This window comes from Piscinibacter defluvii, assembly GCF_004011805.1.
GTDB classification, from domain to species: Bacteria; Pseudomonadota; Gammaproteobacteria; order Burkholderiales; family Burkholderiaceae_C; genus Piscinibacter; species Piscinibacter defluvii.
The window spans coordinates 2636-25197 of record NZ_ML137200.1; the positions used below are offsets into that span (position 1 = coordinate 2636).

The window sequence follows — 22562 nt, forward strand, 5'->3', positions numbered from 1 at the left end:
ACCATTTGGGACGTTCGATCCGGCCGGGGCGACCGGAATCCAGAAGAAGAAGCGTGGTCAGAGCCAGGACGGAGGACTGGATCGCAGCAACCGAAGCGGTCTGACTGGCACAGGGTTGCACGCAACCAAGGTGGCAAAACGCACAGTCCAGGTCGTCTGCGGGCACCGAGGATTTCTTGGCGGCGGAGCCTGAATCGGACTCAGCCTTCGCCTGGTGCTGATGGCTGTGGTGCCCGAAGTGCCCTGAACTCGGAACCTGCTCGTGGCCGCAGTAGGTCGCTGCCGCACCCCAGGCAAACTGGAGCGGCAGAACGGCCAACAGAAAGAGGAGGAACAGACGTCGCACGCTTAGAGTTTAGCGGATGCGGACAGCACATTGCTCGCAAGACGGCATCGCGGGCATTCAGCTGGAACCCAAAGGCACGCAAAGCGCGACATACCGAACGGTTGGCACCGTGGCCCCTGTGCGGCGGGCCACCAAGCCGATGGACAGACGTGCGCTCATGGCGCCCTCGTAGGTCACCCACACGCCCCGTGGTTGCAGCCACAGGACCTGCGAGGCAACGGCCCCACCACCTGCGGCAGTGCGTGCCCCGGCCAGGGCGAGCAGGCCCGTCCCGAACGGTGCCAACTCGTCGGCGCACGCCAGCAGCGCCGAGCCCGCTGCCGCCAGGGCCGCCGTGCCGGCGGTCAGCGCAGCGACGCCGCCGACGAGCGGTATCGCGCAGCAGGCGACGCAAGCGGCGCCGATGCCCAGAACAGCCTTCCAAGGTCTCATCCGACCGTCTCCGATGCCGGGGCAAGCCGCCCACACCGCGACCGTAGGACCTCAAGTCACTTGAGGGTCAAGCCGGAATCGACAATCGACGCATGGACGCCTTCAAGACCCTTCTCCTGTTCGTCGTCACCGCCGTGGCCGAGATCGTGGGCTGCTACTTGCCCTACCTCTGGCTGAAGGAGGGACGCTCGGCATGGCTGCTCCTGCCAGCAGCAGCGAGCCTCGGGCTGTTCGCGTGGCTGTTGACGCTTCACCCGACAGCGGCGGGTCGGGTCTATGCGGCCTACGGCGGGGTCTACGTTGGCGTGGCGCTGCTCTGGCTGATGCTGGTCGACAAGGTGAAACCGACGACGACCGACTGGGTCGGTGTCGCGGTCAGCCTCGCAGGCATGGCCATCATCATGTTCGGGCCTCGTTCCGATTCATAGTGTAGTCCGGGCCGCGACCGTCGGTATGTCGGGTCACGGGCACGATACGCGTACGCAACGGGCGAATCGCCCTTGGACATCGCAGCAGTCCCAAGTCAAGGACGGATTCGTCGTACCCATCCTTGCATCGACAACGCAGTCAGCGCGCGGCCTCGCGCTTCAACTCGGTCACAGTAGCTTTTCCTCGAATGACTTGTGCCTGAAAGCGGACCTTGTCGCCCACCTTCAGGCCATCGAGCATCCGGGGATCGGCGACATCGAAGCCCATGGTCATCGGCGGCATGGCCAGGTTCGGCATGTCGCCGTGGCGCAGCACGACGAGGCCCTTGGCCACATCGACCTTGCGGACCTCGCCCTGTACGAGCGGCATTGCGGGCGTCGACGCGGCGGTCGGCGGGCGCGGCGTTGCCTGCGCTGCGGCAGGGCCAGCACCCAGACCCAGCGCGACAGTGAGACAGAGGACAGGGATCGTGTTCATGAAGCTCTCCTACCGGGTGGGTTGGGCCATTGGTAGTGCGGCGAGCCCGTCCGAGATGGACCGGCGCAAGCGCCGCCGGTGGATCAGGTACCACGCGGCCGGCACGACCAGCATGCTCAGCAGCGGGGCGGTGACCATGCCGCCCACCATCGGCGCGGCGATGCGCGCCATGATTTCCGAACCCGTGCCGTGGCCCCACATCATCGGCACCAGGCCGGCCATCACGATCGCCACCGTCATTGCCTTCGGTCGCACGCGCAGCACCGCGCCCTCCCGGATGGCGGCGAGCAGCGTGTTCTCGTCGTCCGGATCGCCGGCCGCCAGCCGGCGCTTGAGCGCGTTCTCCAGGTAGACCAGCATCACCACGCCGAACTCGGCAGCCACGCCCGCCAGCGCGATGAAACCCACGGCCGTGGCGACAGAAATCGAGTGTCCGAGCAGCCAGACGAGCCAGAACCCGCCGACCAGCGAGAACGGCACTGCCGCCATCACCAGCACGGCGTCGGTCGCATTGCGGAACAGCAGGTACAGAAGCACGAAGATGACCGCCAGCGTCGCCGGCACGACGACCTTCATGCGCTGAGTCGCCCGCTCCAGGTACTCGAACTGCCCGGACCACGAGATCGCATAGCCAGCCGGCATCGCGACGTCGCGGGACACGACGGCCTGCATGTCGCGCACGACCGAGCGCAGGTCCCGGCCCCGCACATCCACGTAGACCCAGCCGGACAGGCGGGCGTTCTCGCTGCGCAGCATCGGCGGCCCCTCCTCCAGCCGCACCCGGGCCACGTCCTGCAGCAGCAGCTGTGCCCCCTTGTCGGTCACGAACGGCAGCGTGCGCAGCCGTTCGAGCGAGTCGCGGATCTCGCGCGGGTAGCGCACGTTGATCGGGAACCGCTCGCGGCCGCTGACCACCTCGCCTACGTTCTCGCCGCCGATGGCAGTGGCGACGATGGCCTGCACGTCGGCCACCGACAGGCCAAAGCGTGCGGCGGCCGCCCGGTCCACATCGACGTCGATGTAGCGGCCACCGGTCAGCCGCTCGGCGAGCGCCGACGAGACGCCGGGCACCTCCTTCACCACCGACTCGATGCGCGTCGCCAAGCGATCGATGGTGGCGAGATCGGTTCCGGCCACCTTGATGCCCACCGGGCTCTTGATGCCGGTCGCCAGCATGTCGATGCGGTTGCGGATCGGCGGCACCCAGATGTTGGACAGACCCGGCACCTTCACCGCCCGGTCGAGTTCCTCGACCAGCCTGTCGGGCGTCATGCCCGGCCGCCATTGCTCGCGCGGCTTGAACTGGATCGTGGTCTCGAACATCTCCAACGGCGCCGGGTCGGTGGCGCTGTCCGCGCGGCCGGCCTTGCCGAACACGCGCTCGACCTCAGGCACCGTCTTGATGAGCCGGTCGGTCTGCTGCAGCAGTTCCGTGGCCTTGGAGACCGACAGCCCCGGCAGCGCCGACGGCATGTACAGCAGGTCCCCTTCATCCAGCGGCGGCATGAACTCGCCGCCCAGTCGCATCACCGGGATGGCCGTCAGCGCCAGCACCACGGTGGCCATCACGAGCGTGGCGACGGGAAATCGGAGCACCGCCTCCAGCGCCGGGCGGTACAGCCGCATCAGGAACCGGTTGAGCGGGTTGGCCGCCTCGTGCGGGATGCGCCCGCGCACCAGCAGCCCCATCAGCACCGGCACCAGCGTGACCGAGAGCGCCGCGGCGGCGGCCATCGTGTACGTCTTCGTGAATGCCAGCGGCGAGAACAGCCGCCCCTCCTGGGCCTCGAGCGTGAACACCGGCAGGAACGACAGCGTGATCACCAGCAGCGAGAAGAAGAGCGCTGGCCCGACCTCGACCGAGGCCTCGGTGACCAGGGCCCATCGCTCCTGAACAGTCGGCAGCCGTCCATGCCGGTGCTCGAACGCCTCGATGTGCTTGTGTGTCGCCTCCAGCAGCACCACCACCCCGTCCAGGGCCGCGCCGCACGCCAGCGCGATGCCGGCCAGGCTGAGGATGTTCGCATTCAGCCCCTGCGCGTGCATCACGATGAACGCGATGCCGACGGCGATCGGCAGCGAGACGACGGCGACGAGCGCCGAGCGCAGGTGGAACAAGAACACCGCGCACACCAGCGCTACCGCGATGAACTCCTCGGTGAGCTTGAGCTTGAGGTTGTCGATCGAGCGGTCGATGAGCTTCGAGCGGTCGTAGGTCTCGACCACCTCCACGCCGGCCGGCAGGCTCGGCTTCAGCTGCGCGAACCGGGCCTTGATGCCGGCGATGGTCGCCCGTGCGTTCTTGCCCGAACGCATCACCACCACGCCGCCGGCCACTTCGCCTTCGCCATCGAGCTCGGCAATGCCGCGTCGCATCTCTGGACCCACCTGCACGAAGGCGACGTCGCGCAGCAGCACCGGCGTGGCACCCGAGACGGCGATCGGGATACCCCGGAAGTCGTCGAGCGACTTGAGGAAACCGCTGGAGCGCACCATGTACTCGGCCTCGGCCAGTTCGACCACCGAGCCGCCCGAGGACTGGTTCGCCTTGCGCAGCGCCTCCATCACCATGCCCTGCGTGACACCGAGCTGGCGCATGCGGTCCGGATCGAGTACGACCTGGTACTGGCGCACCATGCCGCCGATGCTGGCGACCTCGGCCACGTCGGGCACCGTCTTCAGCTCGAACCTGAGGAACCAGTCGTTGAGCGCCCGCAGCTGCCCGATGTCGGTCTTGCCGGTGCGGTCGACGAGCGCGTATTCGTAGACCCAGCCCACGCCGGTGGCATCGGGCCCGAGCGCCGCAGTGGCGCCCGCCGGCAGACGGCTCTGCACCTGGTTCAGGTACTCGACCACGCGCGAGCGGGCCCAGTACGGATCGGTCTTGTCGTCGAAGAGGATGTAGACGAAGGAGTCGCCGAAGAAGGAGTAGCCCCGCACCGTCTTCGCGCCGGGGACGCTGAGCATGGTCGTCGTCAGCGGATAGGTGACCAGGTCCTCGACCACCTGCGGCGGCTTGCCCGGGTAGCTGGTGCGCACGATGACCTGCGTGTCCGACAGGTCGGGCAGCGCGTCCACCGGCGTGTTCACCACCGAGAAGAGCGACGCGACGACGACGAAGGCGGTCGCGATGAGCACCAGGAAGCGGTTGGCGACCGACCAGCGGATCAGCGCGGCGATCACTTGGCGCCTCCCATCCGGTGCACCGACACCAGCTCGTACTCGTCGCCCTTCTTGCGGAACTCGAAGTGCACGGTGTCGCCGACCTTCACGTCCGCGAAGGCCGTCGGGCTCGGCTTGCTGAACGGCATCGTCATCGGCGGCCACTTGAGCTCGGCAATGGCGCCGTGCGTGATGGTGATGCTGTCGGCGTCGATGCCGTCCACCTTGCCCTGCGTCGAGTAGCTCGTCGGCGCGGCGGCCGAAGCCGGTGCCGATGCAGGCGACGCCACCGCCAGGCTGCCGAGCACCGAGCGAAGACGGGCTTCCGAGTCGACGAGGAACTGCCCGCTGGCCACCACCTGATCGCCTTCCTGGAGGCCCTCCAGCACCTCGAGCTGGTCCCCGAGGTCGACGCCCAGCTTCACCTCGCGCGGTTCGAAGGACCCGTTGTCCAGGCGGACGATGGCCACCGCGCGCGTCCCGGTGCGGATCACCGCCTCGGCAGGAATCACGAGCCGGGAAGCCGTCGGTCCGGCGATCTGCAGGCGAAGCAGCATCCCCGGCACCAGCCGCCCGCCCTTGTTGTCGACCTCGAACCGGGCCTGCAGCGTGCGAGTGGTCGCGCTGACCTGGGGCAGGATCTCCTGCATCGTGCCGGTGAACGTCTGGCTCGGGTCGGCCTGCAGCACGGCCGTCACTTTCTGGCCACGCATGAGCCGCACGGCCTGCGCTTCAGGTACTTCGGCCACGGCCCAGACGCGTTCGAGGCCGGCGATGCGGAACAGCGTCATGCCCGGAGACACCGCCACGCCTTCACGCGCGCCGAGTTCGGCGATGACACCGCCGACGGGCGCGGTCAGCGTGTAGCGCGCCTGCGCTACGCCACCTTCCTCGGCCTGGCGCAGCAGGTCCGCGGGGATGGACATCGCCCGTGTGCGCTCGCGCGCGGCAGCGATCAGCTCAGCGGCTGCACCGGCTCGCTGGAGCGCCACGATCTCGTTCAAGGGCCCGAGCCACTCCGGGGCGAAGACCGTGCCGAGCACCTGCCCCTTGGCTACTCGCTCCATCGGTGCGCGAACGGCGAGTCGCTCCAGAAAGCCGGCCGTGCGAGTCTGTATGGCGACGCTAAGGCGCTCGTCGAACTGCACGGCGCCGACCGCGTCGAAGGATGAACTGAGCTCCGCCTTCTTCACCACGGCGGTGCGAATGCCCAGGTTCTGCTGAACCTGCGGGCTGACCTTCACGCCCGAGTTGCTTGCTTCGTCGGCGTAGACCGGCTGCAGCTGCATGTCCATGAACGGCGACTTGCCCGGCTTGTCGAAGCGCTGGCCCGGCACCATCGGGTCGTGCCAGTAGAGGACCTTGCGTTCGCTGGTCACAGACGCCGTGGCGTCCGGTGCAGCGGCCTGGGCCACGCCGTGCGCGCCCGACGTCGCACGGCCGAGGTAGAACGCCCCGCCGCCGACCAGAAGCGCCACGACCGCGGCAATGACAGAAATCTGGACGCGGCTCATTGCAGGGCTCCCTGGGCAATCGGCTTGAAGTTGAGCTGGGTCTGGACCTTGGCGAGATCGCGCCGGAGGTTCAGGACCTTGCGTTGTGCCTCGACCTCCGCATGACGGGCCTCGAACAGCATCACGAGGCTCGCCTGATTGGAGCGGTAGGCCGCGAGCGTGGCAGCGGTGCGCTGCCTCAGCGGCTCGACGACCGCGGCCTGCAGGCGCTCGATGCGTTCCTGCAGGCGTCGGGCGTCGTTCGCCAGCGCTGCGTACTCGCCCGCGGCTGCACGCCGGGCCTCTTCGGTGTCGGCCTCGGCCTTGTCCACCAGCGCCCGCTTCGCGGCCGTCTCGCGGTCCTGCCGCGCATCGGTCGCAACGGGCAGCGGGATGCTGACGCCGATCGACACCAGGTCCGGCCGACCCACCCGCTGGCCATACGAAACCTCGTAGCTCCAGTTCGGCTTGCGGTTGAGGCGCGCGACCTCGACCTCCTGGCGGCCCAAGTCGATGTCGCGTTGCCGCGCGACCACCAAGGGGTGTGCCGCGACGAAGCCCTCCTGGGAAGGTGCGACCGCAAGCCGGGGCTCAGACAGTTCGTCGCCCGGCACGCCGGTCCAGCGCTGCAGCGCGGCCATGAAGCCGCCCTTCTGCTGCAACAGGTCCGCGGACTCGTCCTCGGCGGCGCCCAGAGCGCTCGCCAGGCCGAGCACCTCGGCACTGCTGCCCGACACAGTGGCCAGGCGTCCCTTGCCCGCCGCCAATTCCTCCCGCGCATGCCGCTCATTGAGCGCGGTAAGCCGGGCCGCTTCACCAGCGTAGTAGGCCTCGATGTACGCCAAGGCCGATTGCAGGCGCGCGTCGGCGGCGGCGACCTTCTCCATCACCGTCTCGCGCCCGGCCAGCGCCTGCGCCGCCGCTTCGCGTGCAGCGCGCTTCTCGACGGAGACCCACTCCTGAGCGATGCCGATGCGCTTCATGGTCATTTCCTCGGCGCTCGTGCTGAACCGGCTGCGGCCAGTCGCCGGGAGGTTGTCGATGCCCAACGTGAGCACCGGGTCGGGCTGCTGGCCGGCGGCCCGCGCCATCTGGGAGGCGCTCATCGCGCTCGCGCGCGCGGATTGCGTCATCTGTGAACGCTGGACGGCCAGTTCGACCGCCTGCTCCAGGCTCAGCGGTGCGGCGACGGCGCCAAGCGCCGGGAGCCAGGCGGCAGCCATGACGGCTGCACGCAGGATGGGGGTGGACATGGGTCACTCCGAGGACGGACGGAAGGCGGCTGGCGAGCGGACACGCCGCGCCAGCACCGGTCAATCGACGGAGCGGGTCAGACCCGGAGTCTGAGCGTGGACAGGAAGATGGGGTCCGGAGGCGGTTGCGCCTCGGAAGTCGCCGTCGGGGGGACGGCGCGCAGCGCCTGGGCCTCGAGCACGAGGGGCAGTTCGAGCACCTGCACCACCGCCGGCTGGGCTGCCGCGGGCAGCTTGACCGCTTCGAAGGTCTTCGCCGGGTCGGCTGCGTGCTGATGGCACAGGACCGGCTGGTCGGGATCCATGCCCTCGCAGGGCTGGCCGGCTTCCATCATGGCGACCATCGCCTCGGCATTCGACTGCTGCGGGCAGACGTACAGCGCCAGCGCCAGCTGCGAGAACAGCAGCGATAGAACCACGAACAACGTGGTGGGGAGCCGGAAACGGTGTCGACGCAGCATGAGCGCCTTCAGTGTAGCGACTGACCGCGTGCCGGCGCGGCGCTGCAGGAGGCGCCCGGGACACGCTCGATCTCGAGTCCCATCCTGCAGATGACCAGCAGGCGCGGCTCGCCGACGGCCTCCCAGGCCTCCTGCCGCGATGGCTCGTCCGCGGTGACGACCTCCACCAGCGAAAGCCGCAGGCCGAGCACGCGTCCTGTCATTCGGTTCACCAAGCCCAGTGCCTGCCCGTTGCGACCATCGGTCTCGACGCGCATTGACGCGCCTGACGTCAGCATCGCCGGATGCTCGATGCGGCTGGACAGGCGGCGATGGTCGTCAAGGTGCGCGAACAGGCACGCCGAGTCCACGGCCAGCAGCGCTTCGCAGCGGTGATGCAGCGGAAACCGCACATCAGCGTCCATCAGCGGGCCTCCGGCTGGCCAACAGCCATGCGCCGACCGCCGCGAGCGCCAGGTAGTTGGCCACCATGAACCACGGCGTCGTCCACGCGATGCCGTCGAAGCCGCGCTCGGTGAACGGATAGAGCACCGGTACGGCGTAGTAGTCGGCCGAATGGGTGAACATGTCGATGACGATGTGCGACCACCAGCCCAGCAGCGAGAACCAGAGCGACCGCCGCACGCCCCAGACCAACAGGGTTGCCAGCGCGGCGATCGGTGCGCTGTGCATCACGCAGTGCAGGTGGTGCGACCACAGCTGGACCAGCGGCGGCAGGCCCGGCTCCTGGCCCGGGATCGCCACCGCGTAGCCACGCACCGCGGCAAAGGAGCCCTCGCCGAACAGCCACCACCCCGCGATGGGCAGCAGGTGCAACACGTCGGGCAGCGCCGCCAGGACCAGCGTGGCGACCACCGTCGACCGCGACAGCCGCCTGCGGCGATGCACCAGCGCGGCGCCGGCCGCGGCCCAGAGTGTGTGCGCGACGACGTCCACGGTCTCCGTCCGGCACTCAGTCCTGCAGCAGCGTCGCCTTACGCAGCCGCAGCGCGTTGGTGATCACCGACGCCGAGCTCAGGCTCATCGCGAGCGCCGCGATCATCGGCGAGAGCAGCCAGCCGGTGAACGGGAACAGCACCCCGGCCGCAAGCGGCACACCCAGCGCGTTGTAGACGAAAGCGAAGCCGAGGTTCTGCTTCATGTTCGCGACGGTGGCCACCGACAGGGCCCGCGCGGTCGCGATGCCGCGCAGGTCGCCCTTCACGAGGGTCAGCTGGGCGCTGTTCATCGCCACGTCGGTCCCCGTGCCCATCGCGATGCCCACGTCGGCGCGTGCCAGCGCCGGCGCATCGTTGATGCCGTCGCCGGCCATGGCCACCCGCTTGCCCTCGGCCTGCAGCCTGGCGACGAGTTCCAGCTTGTCGGCTGGCTTGACCTCGCCGTGAACCTCGTCGATGCCCAGGCGCTGGCCGACCGCGCGTGCGGTCGTCAGCCCGTCGCCGGTTGCCATCACCACCCGCAGGCCCGCCGCGCGCAGCGACTTCAGCGCGTCGGGCGTCGTCGCCTTGATCGGGTCCGACACGGCCAGCAGGCCCGCCAGCTTCGCATCGACCGCCAGGTGCATGACGCTCGCGCCCTGGGCGCGCAGCGCCTCAGCCTGCGGCGCGAGCGGCGCCACGTCGACACCGAGCTGCGCCATCAGTGCGGTGTTGCCGAGCGCCAGCGATCGACCACCCACGGTCCCGCGCACGCCGATGCCGGACTCGGAATCGAATTGCTCGGGCTTCTCCAGCGACAGGCCTCGCTCCCGCGCCGCAGACACGATGGCGGCCGCCAGCGGGTGTTCGCTGCCCTGGTCCAGGCTCGCCGCCAGGCGCAGCACCTCGTCCTCGGTGCTTCCTGCCGCCGGCACCGCGCGCTCGAAGCTCGGCCGACCTTCGGTCAGCGTGCCGGTCTTGTCGACGATGAGCGTGTCGATCTTACGCAGGTTCTCGATCGCCGCGGCGTCTCGGAACAGCACGCCGCTGGTCGCCCCGCGACCGGTGGCCACCATGATCGACATCGGCGTGGCCAGGCCCAGTGCACAGGGGCACGCGATGATCAGCACCGCCACCGCGTTGATCAGGCCGTAGACCCAGCTCGGCTCCGGTCCGAAGAAGCCCCAGGCGAAGAAGGTCAACAGCGCGATCCCAACGACGCCGACAACGAAATAGCCTGCCACCTGGTCGGCCATGCGCTGCATCGGCGCACGCGAGCGCTGGGCCATCGCCACCATCTGCACGATCTGCGCGAGCACCGTTGCCGAGCCCACGTGCTCGGAGCGCATCACCAGCGCGCCGCTGGTGTTCATCGTCGCGCCGATCAGCTTGTCGCCAACCCGCTTGGTCACCGGCAGCGGCTCGCCGGTCAGCATCGACTCGTCCAGCGCGCTGCTGCCTTCCACCACGACACCGTCGACCGGCACCTTCTCGCCAGGGCGCACTCGCAGCAGGTCACCCACGTGGACGTGCGTGAGCGGCACGTCGGACTCGCTGCCGTCGGGTGCTATGCGGCGAGCAGTTTTGGGTGCCAGGCCCAGCAACGACTTGATCGCCGCGGAGGTCTGCGAACGCGCCTTCAGTTCCAGGATCTGTCCGAGCAGCGTCAGCGAGATGATCACCGCCGCCGCCTCGAAGTACACCGCGACGCGGCCCATCGAAATGAACGAGGCAGGGAACACCTGCGGCGCCACGGTGGCCACCACGCTGTAGACGAAGGCGGCGCCGGTGCCCAGGCCGATCAGCGTCCACATGTTGGGGCTGCGGTTGGCAATCGACTGCGCGCCGCGCACGAAGAACGGCGCGCCGGCCCACAGCACGATCGGCAGCGTAAGCGCCAGCTCGATCCAGCTCTGCCGCGCCATGTCGAACCAGCCGAGGCGGTGGCCGAACATCGCCATGACCATGACCACGATGGTCAGCGGCAGCGTCCACCAGAAGCGGCGCTTGAAGTCGACCAGTTCCGGGTTCTCGGCCTCGTCGAGCTCCGGCAGCACCGGCTCAAGCGTCATGCCGCACTTTGGGCAGTTGCCCGGGTGGTCCTGCCGGATCTCGGGGTGCATCGGGCAGGTGTAGATTGCGCCGGGAGAAGCCTCGGCTGGTGCGGGCGCGTGTGCAGCGGGCGCCTCCGGCTGCACATAGCGCGCAGGGTCGGCGGCGAACTTGCCCAGGCACTTCGCGCTGCAGAAATAATACGGGCGCCTTTCATGCTCGGTCCGGTGCTCGGACTGAGCGGTGACGGTCATGCCACAGACCGGGTCTTTCAGCGGCTGGGCTCCCGAAGGTGCTGCGGCGTCGTGGTGCGCGTGGTGATGATCGTGCCCCGCCCCGTGCACATGTCCTTCGTGGCCTTCGTGGGCCCAGTGATGATGGTGCGCGTGGTCGCCCGCGCCCGGTGACGCGCCATGGACGTGCCCGTCGTGGCCGCTGTGCGATTTCATGTCCATGGTCTCAGGCCTCGCGGTTCGTCGACCGACCGGTGCCCGCGTCGTGGTGGCCATAGCCACCGTGGCCCCCATGCCCGTGGAACAGGTGCATTACCGGGCAGGCCAACAGGAGCAGGTAAGGCCAGTAGCCAGCGACATGCCCCCAGTGCTCGCGCAACAGGAAGAAGGCGGCGATCAACGCTGTCATTGCCCCAGCGACCCAGAGGGCCCGCGCCGGGCGGGTTGGCCCAAGGAAGGTGGTCGGGGTATGGAGATGGTCGGTCGACATGGTGGGCTCCTTGTGGGGTCCGGGTAGTTCAACCGTGCAGTGGCACCGGGTTCTTGCCAGCAAAGTTAGACCTTCCCATGATGTGAAGGTCAAGCAGTTTCTTGTGCGCAGCCGACGTGCGGGATGAAGCGAGTTGTTCGAGCCGCATAGCGCTCGAACTCGGCGCCGAAGCAGGCCCGCGTCTCCGACTCCTCCGTCACGGCAAGCCTGCCGTACTCCACCAGCAGCACCGGGAACATCAGCAGCGTCAGCACGGTCGGCCACTGCAGCAGGTAGCCGAACAGGATGCGCACGAAGGCGACGTACTGCGGGTGCCCATGACGATCTCCGGTGTCGTCGACCGTCACTTGGCCGACGGTGGATTCGGCAGCCGCTGCATCATCATTTCCATCATCATCTGCATCATCTCCATGCGGCCTTCCATCATCTGGTGGCGCTTGGCCATCTCGGCAGGCATGCCCTTGCCATCGCCCATGCCGGCCCCCATGCCGCCCATGCCGCCCATTCCCTTCATCATGCCCATGCCGTCCTGCATGGCCTTCATGTGATCGGCCATCAAGGCCTGGCGCTCGGCGGGTGTCTTGGCGTTCATCATCTTGTCGTGCATCTCGCGCATGGCCTTCATGCGCTCCTGCATTGCGGGCATCGAGGCGGCGGGTGCCGCCGCGGACGCTTCCGGGTGGTGGCCGGCGTGCTCGTCGGCCTTGGCCGCGTTGGGAGCGCCCGGGCTGGCGCAGGCTGAGACAAAGGCAACAGTCGTGAGCGCTGCGAGGATCTTGAGGGAAGACATGTGGATCTCCTGACGGATTGGCGCGAGCGGGAACTCGCAGATTGAGAGGCTTGTTCCGTCCTGGGTGGCGGGGAGCGCCAGCGGATCGGCAATGCGCAACCCGCCGGCGCAGGAGCGTGTCCCGCCGGCGGCCAGGCAACCAGGTCTATAGGGTCAGGCGCAGGAAGCGAATGACCAGCGGCGGCCCCTGGGATCCGGGGCGCTGGAGCGACTGCCGAAAGGCGGCACCACCGACGGCGACGAATGCGCTCCACGGGGCGGCCGCGGTAAGCAAGGTCGCACTGAGATCGACGAACGGCAGCTTGACCTTCGCGATCGCCGAAGACTCGTCGTCGCAGAATTTCAGGCAGCTTCCTTTGCCGGAATCCTGTCCGTGGTCGTGGTGACCGCCCGTCTCTGACTGCACGTGGTGAGATTCGATGGCGGAAGAACTCGGCGCAACGACATGTGCTTCGTGGACGACGATGCCGCCTTGCACGGTGGCGCGCTCTTCGGAACCGGATGGTGTCAGCGCGCATGCGTTGACGACGCCTGCCGCCATCGCCAACACCCAGACTACCAGCGTCGCCCAGGCGGTGCGACGCAGTTGGCGACGGTCGAAGTGAAAGGCGGACATCGAGTGAATATGAGCCATTGCAGGCTACAACTCTGTTCGGCAGCGCACTTGATCAGCGTCAACGGGCACACCCGATTGCCCGAAGGACTTTACTTCCGCATGAGCGTGACGGAAAGCTTCGCAGTCGATGTGGTCTTGTTGACCCACATCCAGCAGTAGTCCTGCTTGGCGTCCACGGACAGGTCACCCGTGAGTTGCTTGACCTGGTCCTTCTTCGCCGGATACCGCACCTCCTTGTCGACGTGGTAGTGGACGTTGAAGTTGACTGCCCGATCGGCCTCGAAGGCCCAGTTGACGGTCTGTCCCGCATCCAGCGAACCGCAGATCTCGGCAAACTTGCCGGGTGCGACTGTCAGGCTGCGCTCGAAGCGGTTTCCATCCTGCCACTGCAAGTCGATGACTTCTGCATGCACGACGCCCGCGCCAAGCCAGATCGCGGCGCCAGCCAAAATGCTTGCCGGGGCGCGCTGCCGAAGTGCCCCGCCGACGGCTCTGCGGTTCACTTCGCGGCCTGAATGTCGGTCACCACGAAGCCCGTGTCGGACTTCTGGACGCCGAAGCGGACCTTGTCGCCGACCTTGACCGCGTCGAGCATGCTGGCGTCCTTGACCTGGAAGACCATGGTCATCGGGGGCATGTCGAGGTTCTTGATCTCGCCGTGCTTGATGGTGAGCTTCTTCGCGTCCTTGTCGACCTTGCGGATCTCGCCCTCGGTCATGTCGGCGGCCGACGCGGCTGCGGCGGGATGGTGGACCGAGTGGTCCTCGGCCTTCTGCTGCGCCAGGACAGGCGTCGTGAGTGCAATCAGCAGGGTTGCGATGGTGAGCGGCTTCATGGTCGATGTACCTTCTAGGCAGTGGGTGGTCAGAAAATGGTTGTCGTGGCGCAGCACGAGCTTTACTTGGCGGAGACGGTGATCTTGCCGACCATGCCCGCCTGGTAGTGGCCCGCGATCAGGCAGGCAAAGTCGAAGTCACCTGGCCGGTTGAAGGTCCAGATGATCTCGGCGGTCTTGCCGGCCGGGACATGGGCCATGTACGGCTCGTCGTGCTCCATGTTCGGAAACTTCAGCATGAGCGCCGCGTGCTCTTCGAGCTCCTTCTTCGTGCCGAGCACGAACTCGTGCAGCTGCTTGCCCTCGTTGCGGAAGACGAATTTCACGGTCTCGCCCCGGCGCACGGTGATCGCGTCCGGCGTGAAGCGCATCCCATCGCTCATGCCGACCTGGATCGTCCGCTTGACGGACCTGGCGTCTCCGGCAATGCCCCAGTCCTTCTGCTCCTTGCGAACGGGACCGGTCATCTTGTGCGCCTCGTCGCCGTGCGCCCAGGCACCTGCGGAGACCGCGATGGCTAGGAGCAACGCTGCAATCTTGATGAGATTCATGGTCTTCCTGTCGATGGATGGATGTGCGGGGTTGGGATCGAAGTCAGTGGCCGTCGTGCCCACCGGCCGGCTTGCGAACAGTGACTTCCACGTCGGTCTTCGGCCGGCCCATGGGCTTCATCGACCCCATGCCCTCGGCCTGGGTGTCTCGAGGGGCCTCGGCCAGCGTCCCGGTCCATTCGTAGGCGACGGTGCCAGCAGGGTGTGCGAACCAGCCGGGGTCGCTGTAGTCGCCGCGCTTCTGGTCCTTGCGCACCTTCACGACGCTGAACATGCCGCCCATGCCGACAGCGCCGAACGGACCGGTACCGGTCATCATCGCGGCCGTGTTGTCGGGCAGCGGCATCTCCATCTCGGTCATGTCGTGCATGCCGCGCTCGCCCATCACCATGTAGTCGGGCACGAGCTGCGTGATCTGCCGCACCACGCTGCGGTGGTCGACGCCGATCATGGTCGGCACGTTGTGCCCCATCGCATTCATCGTGTGGTGGCTCTTGTGGCAGTGGAAGGCCCAGTCGCCTTCCTCGTCGGCAAGGAACTCGACCTGCCGCATCTGGCCCACCGCGATGTCGGTCGTCACCTCGGGCCAGCGCGAACCCCTCGGGGTCGGCCCGCCGTCCGTGCCGGTCACCGTGAACTCGTGGCCGTGCAGGTGGATCGGGTGGTTGGTCATCGTCAGGTTGCCGATGCGCAGACGCACCTTGTCGTTCTTGCGCACTACCAGCGGATCGATGCCCGGGAAGATGCGGCTGTTCCAGCTCCACAGGTTGAAGTCGAGCATCGTCATGATCTTGGGCGTCGCACTGCCCGGCTCGATGTCGTAGGCGTTGAGCAGGAACACGAAGTCGCGGTCGACCTCGTCGATCAGCGGGTGCTTCTCCTTGGGGTGCGTGATCCAGAACCCCATCATCCCCATCGCCATCTGCACCATCTCGTCGGCGTGCGGGTGGTACATGAAGGTGCCGGGCCTGCGCGCGACGAACTCGTAGACGAAGGTCTTGCCCGGCTCGATCCCCTTCTGGGTGAGGCCGGTGACACCGTCCATGCCGTTGGGCAGGCGCTGGCCGTGCCAGTGCACGCTGGTCACCTCGGGCAGCTTGTTGGTGACGAAGATGCGCACGCGGTCGCCCTCGACGACCTCGATCGTCGGGCCCGGGCTCTGGCCGTTGTAGCCCCACAGGTGCGCCTTGAAGCCGGGCGTCATCTCGCGCACGACGGGCTCGGCCACCAGGTGGAACTCCTTGACGCCGTTGTTCACGCGCCAGGGCAGCGTCCAGCCGTTGAGCGTGACAACCGGGTTGTAGGGCCGGCCGGTGCTGGGCACCAGGGGCGGCATGGTGTGGGCCTTGGTCTGGATGACGGGCTCGGGCAGCGCGGCCATCGCCACCTTGCTGACGGATGCGGCCGTCACAGCCGCCGTGACGGCGCCAGCGCCGCCGATGAAGTTGCGTCGGGAAACCATGTCTGTTCTTCCTGGATTCAATGGCCGGCATCCGCGCCAGGGCCCGCCGCCGAAGCGGGGCCCGCGGACGGCGTGAGGCTGGGTTTGCCGATGAGGGCCATGTCGAGATCGGCCTGCGCGAGCCAGAAGTCGCGCTTGGCTTCGATGGCGGCGTTGACGCTGGCGATCTGCTGGCGAGCGTCGGCCAGCAGTTCGAAGACGCCGATCAACATGCCGTTGTAGCGCAGCACGTTCTCCTCCGCGATTTGCTTGCGCAGCGGCACGATCTCGTCCTGGTGGTGGCGCGCGATGTCGTATGCGGAGCGCCAGGCGCCGTAGGCTTCGCGGACTTCCGAGCGCGCGTTGATGGCCGCTTCGGCCGCACGGTGCACGGCCTGCATGTAGACGCCTTCCGCACGGGCCACGCGGGCACCACCCCAGTCGAACAGCGGCAACTCGACACCGATCTCCCAGCCGCGTTGGGTCGGCGCCTCGTTGGAGCTGTTTCGTACCGCGCCGAGTTCGAGCACGTTGATGAAGCGCGTGGTCTTCGTCAGACCCAGGTTGCGGGCGGTCTGCTCAGCCTCGAGCTTGGCGCCCAGCACGTCCAGCCGCTGCGCCAGCGCCACGCGCTCGATGTCCGGTCGGTCGACCAGGTCCTGCGGCAGGTCCGGGAGTCGATCCGGGAGCAAGAACCGAGTCTGCGCACCCCACAGGCCGAGAAGCCTGGTCAGGCGTTCGCGTGTGGCACGCTGGGCCTGCTCGGCGCGAGCCAGGTTCAGGGCCGCATCGGCGTAGAAGCTCTGCTCACGCGCACGCTGCAGCCTGTTGAAGTTGCCGACCTGTTCCATGCGGCGTGCGAGCTCGGCGCTTGCCTCGGCGGCCTGCTTCACCTGGCGCATGTAGCGCACCGTCTCTTCCGCGGCCAGCGCGGTGACCCAGGCCTTGCGCGTGTCCGCCGCCACCGACAGCATGGTCATCGTGACCATGCCCCTGGTGGCCTCGAAGCGCCGCGCTTCCATGGCACTGATCATCGGCATGGCGATCAGCCGCGCGAGGTTGAAGTGGATGCCGCGCTCCAGCTCGATCTCGTCGCCGCGCCGCAGACGACTGAAGCTGAAACCGGGGTTCGGGACGCGACCAGCCTGAACCACTTCAGCTTCCGTGATGCCCAGTTCCTGGAAGCTGGCCTGCAGCCCACGGTTGTTCAGCAGCGCGATTTGGACCGCATCGTCGGCGGACAGCGGCTTTGCCAGCAGTTCGCTCACGCGTTGGTCGATGCCGTCCTGGTCGCCAGGTGCGCGGGCCCAGCGGACCTCCTTGCCGAGCCGCTCCCTGGCGGCCTGCTCGACGGTGGAGAAGCCACCGTCCGGGCTGAAGGAGGCACAGCCGGCGAGCGTGGCAGCCGCAGCGAGCAGGAGCGTGAGCTGCAGGCGCGGCCTGAGCACCGGTGGGCCCCAGGGCGATGGTGTGAGCACGATCGTCTTCATGGCATCTTGTGGCCGCCATGCCCTTGCGGCATGGGCTTGGCCTTGGTGGCGGGTTGGGCGGGCGTTGCGGCGGGCGCCGACGCGGCGGGGTCGGGCTGCTGCGCCTCGCGGGCATAGACGCGCCAGCCACCGATTCGCGCGGCGGTGTCGTTGGCCTCGCGCCAGGGGATGGCGTTGTCGTCCGCGGTGCGCCGGTAGCGGCTGAATGCCGACACATAGGCCACGGTGGGCACACTCGCGCCGGGATCGAGCGGATCGGGTTTGGCAGCTGCGGGCGGCGGGGTCTGCGCGGCGGCAGCCCCAGCCACGACGCAGAGAGCGGCTGGCATCAGCCAGCGCAGGAGGGAAGCGACCATGATGTCCTCGTGTCGGAGTCAGCATCTCCCCGTCGGAACGACGAGGAGTGACCGGATCCGGTCGCCGAAGGCGTGCGAGGCACGCCGATCGGAGACCGGTTACACGAGGTAGGTGCGGGGTGGTCGGTCGGGGCCGTCGGACGCGAAGGCGTCGACGCTGACCATTTCTTCGGCGAAGACGGCCGGTGCCGCTGCGACTTGCGGGATGCGGGGCATCGCGCTGGGCAGTGCCGAGCCGGCGCAGCATGAAGCGCACGAACTGCACTTGTACTGGGCCAGCTTGGACATCTTGTCCGCCTTCACCGGGTCCTGGGCAGCCCTGGCGTGACCTGCCGAATCGGTGCCATTCGACGCATCGCTGTCGTGATGATGGGCGACACCGGCATCATGGTCCGCATGCTGGTGCGCGGTCACCTGCGCCGCGGCCACCATACGCTCGTGGCTCGATGCGCAGTGCGCCATGGTCACGCCCGCCATCCCCTGAACGGGAAGCGCGATGGCGACGAACCAGACGATCAGGAGCCGGAGCCAGACCTGCATGGCGCGCACTCTAGCCGATCCAACCGACAAGCATCGCCGCACGCTGAGGCGCCACGTTGCTCATCGCTGCGCGAAGGCGTGCCTGGCCCGGGGCCTGGCCACTGCCGGCACGCTGGCCTGGCTGTGCTCTGCCAGGTTCTCCAGAATCGGACAGTCAGGCCGGTCGTCGCCCCTGCAGCAGTGCACCAGGTGTTCGAGCGTCGACTTCATGGCGAGGATCTCCTGGGCCTTCTGCTCCAGTTCGGCAATGTGCGCCTGCGCCATGGCCTTGACTTGCCGGCTGGGCCGGCGACGGTCCTGCCAGAGGCTCAGCAGGCCGCGGATCTCGTCGATCGAGAACCCGAGGTCCCTGGACCGCCGGATGAACTGCAGCGTGTGCACGTCCTTCTCGGTGTACTGCCGGTAGCCCGCTTCGGTGCGGGCGGCAGGCGGCAACAGGTCCACGCTCTCGTAGTGCCGGATCATCTTGGCCGAGACACCCGAGGCGCTGGCGGCTTCACCGATGTTCATGGCCGGACTCCTGTCATTGCGCGGATCAGGCATTCTCATCCTTCCCATGGTTGGAAGGTCAAGCATGCCCTCAGGAATCCGGTCCGCTCCCGTGGGCATGCGGTTCCCGCTTGACCTTCCAACGGTGGGAGGCTTGAAAGTCCCAGCGATCCCTCAACCAATTCCAAGGAACACCTCATGCTCGCCTTTCAAGTCAACGACATGACCTGCGGTCACTGCGCCGGCGCCATCACCAAGGCAGTGAAGCACCTCGATCAGGCTGCGAAGGTCACGATCGACCTTGCCCAGCACCTGGTGACCGTCGAGCCGACCGCCGCTGATGGCGAGCAGATTCGCGACGCCATTGCCGGGGCCGGGTACACGCCGGAGCCGGTCGTGCGACCGGTTGCGGACCCCGCAGGCACCGCAACCACTCGCACCTGTTGCGGCTCGTGCCACTGAGTTCGCGTCGCCCTTGATGAAGGGCCGAGATGGCTGGTGATCGCCGCCAACTCGGTTACCCACAATTTAGTGCCGCCAAATGACGTCCTGATAAGAACACTTCTCAGGACAGTGCGGACGCGTTGGCCAGCCTCGCGGCGCGACTGCAGCACCGTTGCCGGACGAGTTGGCCCGATGCGATGCGTGCGAGAGGGCAAGCACAGCACGCTACGTATGCCGTCAGGGAGCGTGCGCCGAACTACGGCACAAATCCGTCACAACCGCCCGCAGCAGCCGTCCGATGCATCCAAGAAAAAAGGACTTAGCTCGCGCTAAGTCCTTGTTTTCTAACCAAGAATTTTGGTGGGCCCTGTAGGATTCGAACCTACGACCAACGGATTAAGAGTCCGCTGCTCTACCAACTGAGCTAAGAGCCCGTGTTCGTGTCGCTGCCGGGGCGAGCCTTGGTGGGTCGTGCAGGATTCGAACCTGCGACCAACGGATTAAAAGTCCGCTGCTCTACCGACTGAGCTAACGACCCGGAAAAGCCTACGATTATATCGGCTCACCGCGCCGTCAGCCCTCGCTGGCGACAAGCGCGCATTCTAGCGCAAGCTGCGCGGCCACCAGACCGACCGTGGCGGTGACCGTCACCGTCGAGCCGTAGCCGTGACAGCTCAGGTTGCCTTCCACGTCGCAGGCCTCCCCGGGACGCTGCACCGTCTCGCGCGAGAACACGCAGCGCAGGCCGATGGTCCCGCGCCGCGCGGCGCCGTGGCGCTGGCGCAGGCGCTGGCGCAGCGCGGCGAGCAGCGGGTCGTGCGTGACCTCGGCGAGGTCGGCCACCTGCACGGCCTGAGGCTGGCGCTTGCCGCCCGCCGCACCGGCGATCACGAGCGGGCGGCCCTGCGCCAGCGCCCAGGCCGCGAGTGCTACCTTGGCGCGCAGCTGGTCGCAGGCGTCGATCACCACGTCCACCGGCGCCGGCAGCAACACGGGCCAGTTGCCCTCGTCGACGAATTCCTCCACCGCGTGCACGGTGCAGCCGGGGTGGATGTCGAGCAGGCGCTCGCGCAAGACCTGCACCTTGGCCGCGCCGAGCGTCGAACCGAGCGCCTGCACCTGGCGGTTGACGTTGGACTCGGCCACGTGGTCGAGGTCGAGCAGGGTCAGTTCCGCCACGCCGCTGCGCGCCAACGCTTCGGCCGCCCAGGAACCCACGCCGCCCACGCCGACCACCGCGACGCGCGCCCGCCGCAACCGCTCGTAGGCGCTATCGCCGTAGAGGCGCCGCAGGCCGCCGAAGCGCCGTTCGAGGTCGGCCTCGGCGCTCGCCCCGGACGCCGTCATGCCTGCCGCTCGAGTCGCCAGACCTGCCAGCGCAGCGCGGCGAAGGCCCCGCCCAGGATGCCGGCCACGGCCACGAAGCTGCTCAGGCTCAGCGTCGACACGCCCGACAGGCCCTGGCCGATCGTGCAGCCCATCGCGGTGACGCCGCCCACGCCCATCAGCACGGCGCCGATCAGGTGCAGCGCTGTGTCCTCGGCGTCGCGGAAGCCTTCCCAGCGGAAGCTGCGCGTGGCCAGCGCGTGCGCGGCCGAGCCGACGATCACGCCGACCGTCGTGACGACCGCGATCGTCAGCACCTTGCTCTTGTCGGAGAAGAAGATCAGCCAGTCTATCGTGTAGGCGATCGGTGCGACGAAGGTGAGCGACTCCATGCGCTGCGAGTTGGTCGCGACGAAGGCCTCCTGCAGCGTGTTCGGGTCCTCGGCCAGGTGGCCGAGGCGGCCGGAGACCCACCACATCGCCGCGACCACCGCGCCGATGCCGAGCCCGCCGAGCAGGTTGTCGGCCGTGCGGGCGCTGCGTGCCGCGAAGGCCCAGGCCAGCAGCAGCAGCCCGAGCCCGCCGCCGACCACCGCCGCGAGCGTGCCGCGCGCCGCGCCGGTGGCGGCCGCGAGCAGCGAGGGCAGGTCCTGCCCCGCGGGCAGCTCGAACGCGACGCGGTCGACCGTCGCGACGCGCCACACCGCGGTCAGCCCGCGCAGCGTCGCGAACGCGGCCAGCCCGAGCACGACGAACACCACCAGCGACTTGAGGTTGCCGCCGCCGATGCGCACCAGCGTCTTGCTGCCGCAGCCCGAGGCCAGCACCATGCCGAAGCCGAACAGCGCACCGCCGGTCAACGCCGAGAGCCAGATCACGCGCGGCCCGGCGTAGATGCTCTTGCCGGCCTCGATCCAGCCAAGGGCGACCATGCCGTTGAAGCCGAGCATGGCCACGCCGATCGCCGCGACCCACATGCGCATGCGGGTCCAGTCGCCCATCGTGACGATGTCCGACACCGCTCCCATGGTGCAGAAATGGGTGCGCTGCGCGATCGCGCCGAACACCACCGCCAGGGCGAAGGCGGCCCACAGCACCAGGCGGCTCAACGCCGCGACATCGACCTCTTGCATGAGGTCGATTCTATGCAGCGCCTACTTCAGGGCCGCGAGCCGCTCGCGTCCGGCCTGGGCGGCCTCGGACTTGGGATACTGCTGCACCAGCTCGCCGATCGTGCGGCGCGCGCCCTTGGCATCCTTCAGTTCGATCTGGCAGTTCGCGATGGCCAGCAGCGCCTCGGGGGCCTTGGGGTGGTCCGGGCTGCTGGCCACCAGCGAGCGGAACGAGGCGATCGCCTCCTTGTACTCGCGCCGGCCGTACTGCGCGTTGCCGAGCCAGAAGGTGGCCGAGGGCACGTAGCCGCTGGCCGGGAAGCGGCGCAGGAAGCTCGCCAGCGCCGGCGCGGCCGCGTTGAAGTCGCTCTTGCGGATCAGACCGAAGGCATCGTCGTACAGCCGCTTCTCCTCCGGGTCGGCGAGGAACTCGCGGTCGTCGAGGCTGACCTTGACCGGTTCGAGCTTGCGGATGCGCTCGTCGATGCCGGTGGTCACGTCCTTCTGCTTGCGCTGCAGCTCGGCCACGTCGCGCGTGAGCTGCTCGTTCTCGCCGCGCATGCGCGCCATGTCGCCGCGCAGGCCCTCGATCTGGTTGTTCAGGTCGAGCAGGCTGCGGCGCAGCTGCTCGAGCTGGTCGGCCATCTTCTGGTTCAGCTCGGCCTGCTTGGCGCGGTGGGCCTCGTTGCTCGCCTCGAGCTTGGCGCGCAGGTCCAGGATGGCCTTGCGCGCCTCGTCGTCGTCGAAGATGCCGGCGTGCGCCGGCACCCAGAGGGTGGCAGCCAGGCCGATTGCGGCGAGTGCACGCGGCATCTGCGACATCACGC

At 68.1% G+C, this 22562-nt stretch carries 26 protein-coding genes, 2 tRNA genes and 1 pseudogene; 2 read left to right on the forward strand and 27 right to left on the reverse strand.

The annotated features are described in order from the left end of the window. Window positions 1–346: cation efflux protein, CzcI family (czcI, locus tag D9C15_RS33685; protein ID WP_205854754.1), on the reverse strand; the 346-nt coding region annotated here is incomplete at its 3' end. A gap of 57 nt (window positions 347–403) precedes the next feature. Next, on the reverse strand, window positions 404–778 hold the full coding sequence (locus D9C15_RS08425; protein WP_127997011.1) for a hypothetical protein: 375 nt from the start codon (window positions 776–778) through the stop codon (window positions 404–406). A gap of 92 nt (window positions 779–870) precedes the next feature. On the opposite strand from D9C15_RS08425, the gene D9C15_RS08430 reads away from it, so the two are divergent. Beyond that, window positions 871–1206: a YnfA family protein gene (locus D9C15_RS08430; RefSeq protein ID WP_127997012.1), complete on the forward strand. Its 336-nt coding sequence runs from the start codon at window positions 871–873 to the stop codon at window positions 1204–1206. Between the two features lie 139 nt (window positions 1207–1345). On the opposite strand, the gene D9C15_RS08435 is transcribed toward D9C15_RS08430, so the two are convergent. From D9C15_RS08435 to cueR, 20 genes and pseudogenes are all read right to left on the reverse strand, one after another. Beyond that, window positions 1346–1684 carry a copper-binding protein gene (locus D9C15_RS08435; protein ID WP_127997013.1) on the reverse strand — a complete coding sequence of 113 codons (339 nt, stop codon included), beginning with the start codon at window positions 1682–1684 and terminating at the stop codon, window positions 1346–1348. A gap of 9 nt (window positions 1685–1693) precedes the next feature. Further along, window positions 1694–4867, reverse strand: a complete 3174-nt coding sequence (locus D9C15_RS08440) for an efflux RND transporter permease subunit (RefSeq protein WP_127997134.1) — start codon at window positions 4865–4867, stop codon at window positions 1694–1696. After that, window positions 4864–6360 carry an efflux RND transporter periplasmic adaptor subunit gene (locus tag D9C15_RS08445; protein WP_127997014.1) on the reverse strand — a complete coding sequence of 499 codons (1497 nt, stop codon included), beginning with the start codon at window positions 6358–6360 and terminating at the stop codon, window positions 4864–4866. The genes D9C15_RS08440 and D9C15_RS08445 overlap by 4 nt, the downstream gene beginning before the upstream one ends. Next, window positions 6357–7592 (reverse strand): TolC family protein, encoded by a 1236-nt coding sequence (locus D9C15_RS08450; RefSeq protein ID WP_127997015.1) that lies wholly within the window; start codon window positions 7590–7592, stop codon window positions 6357–6359. Before D9C15_RS08450 ends, D9C15_RS08445 begins: the two co-directional genes overlap by 4 nt. 77 nt (window positions 7593–7669) lie before the next feature. After that, window positions 7670–8053, reverse strand: a complete 384-nt coding sequence (locus tag D9C15_RS08455; protein ID WP_127997016.1) for a hypothetical protein — start codon at window positions 8051–8053, stop codon at window positions 7670–7672. 8 nt (window positions 8054–8061) lie between these two features. Continuing rightward, entirely contained in the window at window positions 8062–8457 is a 396-nt protein-coding gene (locus tag D9C15_RS08460) for an SRPBCC family protein (protein ID WP_127997017.1), read from the reverse strand. Further along, window positions 8447–8989 (reverse strand): metal-dependent hydrolase, encoded by a 543-nt coding sequence (locus D9C15_RS08465; RefSeq protein WP_127997018.1) that lies wholly within the window; start codon window positions 8987–8989, stop codon window positions 8447–8449. Before D9C15_RS08465 ends, D9C15_RS08460 begins: the two co-directional genes overlap by 11 nt. Before the next feature lie 16 nt (window positions 8990–9005). Continuing rightward, on the reverse strand, window positions 9006–11276 hold the full coding sequence (locus tag D9C15_RS08470; RefSeq protein WP_240668334.1) for a heavy metal translocating P-type ATPase: 2271 nt from the start codon (window positions 11274–11276) through the stop codon (window positions 9006–9008). Between the two features lie 205 nt (window positions 11277–11481). Further along, window positions 11482–11745 carry a DUF2933 domain-containing protein gene (locus D9C15_RS08475; protein ID WP_127997019.1) on the reverse strand — a complete coding sequence of 88 codons (264 nt, stop codon included), beginning with the start codon at window positions 11743–11745 and terminating at the stop codon, window positions 11482–11484. A gap of 89 nt (window positions 11746–11834) precedes the next feature. Further along, a pseudogene (locus D9C15_RS08480) lies at window positions 11835–12059 on the reverse strand (methyltransferase family protein); the annotation flags it as partial. Window positions 12060–12088: 29 nt separating this feature from the next. Continuing rightward, window positions 12089–12535, reverse strand: a complete 447-nt coding sequence (locus D9C15_RS08485) for a hypothetical protein (RefSeq protein WP_127997136.1) — start codon at window positions 12533–12535, stop codon at window positions 12089–12091. A 145-nt stretch (window positions 12536–12680) separates the two neighbouring features. Then, complete coding sequence (locus tag D9C15_RS08490; RefSeq protein WP_127997020.1) at window positions 12681–13151, reverse strand: hypothetical protein; 471 nt, start codon at window positions 13149–13151, stop codon at window positions 12681–12683. 89 nt (window positions 13152–13240) lie between these two features. After that, on the reverse strand, window positions 13241–13654 hold the full coding sequence (locus D9C15_RS08495) for a hypothetical protein (protein WP_127997021.1): 414 nt from the start codon (window positions 13652–13654) through the stop codon (window positions 13241–13243). After that, window positions 13651–13986 carry a copper-binding protein gene (locus D9C15_RS08500; protein WP_127997022.1) on the reverse strand — a complete coding sequence of 112 codons (336 nt, stop codon included), beginning with the start codon at window positions 13984–13986 and terminating at the stop codon, window positions 13651–13653. Before D9C15_RS08500 ends, D9C15_RS08495 begins: the two co-directional genes overlap by 4 nt. A gap of 62 nt (window positions 13987–14048) precedes the next feature. Then, the gene (locus tag D9C15_RS08505) at window positions 14049–14537 is read right to left on the reverse strand and encodes a cupredoxin domain-containing protein (RefSeq protein WP_127997023.1); all 489 of its coding nucleotides are present in this window, start codon (window positions 14535–14537) and stop codon (window positions 14049–14051) included. A 43-nt stretch (window positions 14538–14580) separates the two neighbouring features. Then, window positions 14581–15999 (reverse strand): multicopper oxidase family protein, encoded by a 1419-nt coding sequence (locus D9C15_RS08510; RefSeq protein WP_127997024.1) that lies wholly within the window; start codon window positions 15997–15999, stop codon window positions 14581–14583. Between the two features lie 17 nt (window positions 16000–16016). After that, the gene (locus tag D9C15_RS08515; protein WP_127997025.1) at window positions 16017–17468 is read right to left on the reverse strand and encodes a TolC family protein; all 1452 of its coding nucleotides are present in this window, start codon (window positions 17466–17468) and stop codon (window positions 16017–16019) included. Continuing rightward, a complete protein-coding gene (locus tag D9C15_RS08520; protein ID WP_127997026.1) occupies window positions 17465–17824 on the reverse strand; it encodes a hypothetical protein in 360 nt (119 codons plus the stop codon). The genes D9C15_RS08515 and D9C15_RS08520 overlap by 4 nt, the downstream gene beginning before the upstream one ends. A 99-nt stretch (window positions 17825–17923) precedes the next feature. After that, the gene (locus D9C15_RS08525) at window positions 17924–18364 is read right to left on the reverse strand and encodes a hypothetical protein (protein WP_127997027.1); all 441 of its coding nucleotides are present in this window, start codon (window positions 18362–18364) and stop codon (window positions 17924–17926) included. A 60-nt stretch (window positions 18365–18424) separates the two neighbouring features. Then, a complete protein-coding gene (gene cueR / locus D9C15_RS08530) occupies window positions 18425–18907 on the reverse strand; it encodes a Cu(I)-responsive transcriptional regulator (RefSeq protein ID WP_240668335.1) in 483 nt (160 codons plus the stop codon). Between the two features lie 144 nt (window positions 18908–19051). Between cueR and D9C15_RS08535 the strand changes: the two genes are divergently transcribed. Next, window positions 19052–19315, forward strand: a complete 264-nt coding sequence (locus D9C15_RS08535; RefSeq protein WP_127997028.1) for a heavy-metal-associated domain-containing protein — start codon at window positions 19052–19054, stop codon at window positions 19313–19315. Window positions 19316–19655: 340 nt separating this feature from the next. Here the strand turns inward: D9C15_RS08535 and D9C15_RS08540 are convergent. The 5 genes from D9C15_RS08540 to ybgF all read right to left on the reverse strand — a co-directional run bounded on the left by D9C15_RS08540 (window position 19656) and on the right by ybgF (window position 22557). After that, window positions 19656–19731: transfer RNA gene (locus tag D9C15_RS08540), tRNA-Lys, on the reverse strand. A 28-nt stretch (window positions 19732–19759) separates the two neighbouring features. Next, window positions 19760–19835, reverse strand: a tRNA-Lys gene (locus tag D9C15_RS08545). Between the two features lie 35 nt (window positions 19836–19870). Beyond that, the gene (locus D9C15_RS08550) at window positions 19871–20644 is read right to left on the reverse strand and encodes a tRNA threonylcarbamoyladenosine dehydratase (RefSeq protein ID WP_127997029.1); all 774 of its coding nucleotides are present in this window, start codon (window positions 20642–20644) and stop codon (window positions 19871–19873) included. Further along, the gene (locus D9C15_RS08555) at window positions 20641–21756 is read right to left on the reverse strand and encodes a YeeE/YedE family protein (protein WP_127997030.1); all 1116 of its coding nucleotides are present in this window, start codon (window positions 21754–21756) and stop codon (window positions 20641–20643) included. The genes D9C15_RS08550 and D9C15_RS08555 overlap by 4 nt, the downstream gene beginning before the upstream one ends. Before the next feature lie 21 nt (window positions 21757–21777). Then, window positions 21778–22557 carry a tol-pal system protein YbgF gene (gene ybgF, locus D9C15_RS08560; protein ID WP_205854755.1) on the reverse strand — a complete coding sequence of 260 codons (780 nt, stop codon included), beginning with the start codon at window positions 22555–22557 and terminating at the stop codon, window positions 21778–21780. Window positions 22558–22562 lie beyond the last annotated feature (5 nt).

Excerpts from the sequence above, each read along its gene's own strand:
- D9C15_RS08445 (WP_127997014.1), bottom strand. The coding sequence starts at position 6,360 with ATGAGCCGCGTCCAGATTTCTGTCATTGCCGCGGTCGTGGCGCTTCTG.
- D9C15_RS08450 (WP_127997015.1), bottom strand. The coding sequence starts at position 7,592 with ATGTCCACCCCCATCCTGCGTGCAGCCGTCATGGCTGCCGCCTGGCTC.
- D9C15_RS08490 (WP_127997020.1), bottom strand. The coding sequence starts at position 13,151 with ATGTCCGCCTTTCACTTCGACCGTCGCCAACTGCGTCGCACCGCCTGG.
- D9C15_RS08515 (WP_127997025.1), bottom strand. The coding sequence starts at position 17,468 with ATGAAGACGATCGTGCTCACACCATCGCCCTGGGGCCCACCGGTGCTC.
- cueR (WP_240668335.1), bottom strand. The coding sequence starts at position 18,907 with ATGCCTGATCCGCGCAATGACAGGAGTCCGGCCATGAACATCGGTGAA.
- D9C15_RS08435 (WP_127997013.1), bottom strand. The coding sequence starts at position 1,684 with ATGAACACGATCCCTGTCCTCTGTCTCACTGTCGCGCTGGGTCTGGGT.
- D9C15_RS08470 (WP_240668334.1), bottom strand. The coding sequence starts at position 11,276 with ATGACCGTCACCGCTCAGTCCGAGCACCGGACCGAGCATGAAAGGCGC.
- D9C15_RS08505 (WP_127997023.1), bottom strand. The coding sequence starts at position 14,537 with ATGAATCTCATCAAGATTGCAGCGTTGCTCCTAGCCATCGCGGTCTCC.
- D9C15_RS08525 (WP_127997027.1), bottom strand. The coding sequence starts at position 18,364 with ATGCAGGTCTGGCTCCGGCTCCTGATCGTCTGGTTCGTCGCCATCGCG.
- D9C15_RS08500 (WP_127997022.1), bottom strand. The coding sequence starts at position 13,986 with ATGAAGCCGCTCACCATCGCAACCCTGCTGATTGCACTCACGACGCCT.
- D9C15_RS08550 (WP_127997029.1), bottom strand. The coding sequence starts at position 20,644 with ATGACGGCGTCCGGGGCGAGCGCCGAGGCCGACCTCGAACGGCGCTTC.
- D9C15_RS08475 (WP_127997019.1), bottom strand. The coding sequence starts at position 11,745 with ATGTCGACCGACCATCTCCATACCCCGACCACCTTCCTTGGGCCAACC.
- D9C15_RS08485 (WP_127997136.1), bottom strand. The coding sequence starts at position 12,535 with ATGTCTTCCCTCAAGATCCTCGCAGCGCTCACGACTGTTGCCTTTGTC.
- D9C15_RS08455 (WP_127997016.1), bottom strand. The coding sequence starts at position 8,053 with ATGCTGCGTCGACACCGTTTCCGGCTCCCCACCACGTTGTTCGTGGTT.
- D9C15_RS08510 (WP_127997024.1), bottom strand. The coding sequence starts at position 15,999 with ATGGTTTCCCGACGCAACTTCATCGGCGGCGCTGGCGCCGTCACGGCG.
- D9C15_RS08425 (WP_127997011.1), bottom strand. The coding sequence starts at position 778 with ATGAGACCTTGGAAGGCTGTTCTGGGCATCGGCGCCGCTTGCGTCGCC.
- D9C15_RS08460 (WP_127997017.1), bottom strand. The coding sequence starts at position 8,457 with ATGGACGCTGATGTGCGGTTTCCGCTGCATCACCGCTGCGAAGCGCTG.
- D9C15_RS08535 (WP_127997028.1), top strand. The coding sequence starts at position 19,052 with ATGCTCGCCTTTCAAGTCAACGACATGACCTGCGGTCACTGCGCCGGC.
- ybgF (WP_205854755.1), bottom strand. The coding sequence starts at position 22,557 with ATGTCGCAGATGCCGCGTGCACTCGCCGCAATCGGCCTGGCTGCCACC.
- D9C15_RS08555 (WP_127997030.1), bottom strand. The coding sequence starts at position 21,756 with ATGCAAGAGGTCGATGTCGCGGCGTTGAGCCGCCTGGTGCTGTGGGCC.
- D9C15_RS08520 (WP_127997026.1), bottom strand. The coding sequence starts at position 17,824 with ATGGTCGCTTCCCTCCTGCGCTGGCTGATGCCAGCCGCTCTCTGCGTC.
- D9C15_RS08430 (WP_127997012.1), top strand. The coding sequence starts at position 871 with ATGGACGCCTTCAAGACCCTTCTCCTGTTCGTCGTCACCGCCGTGGCC.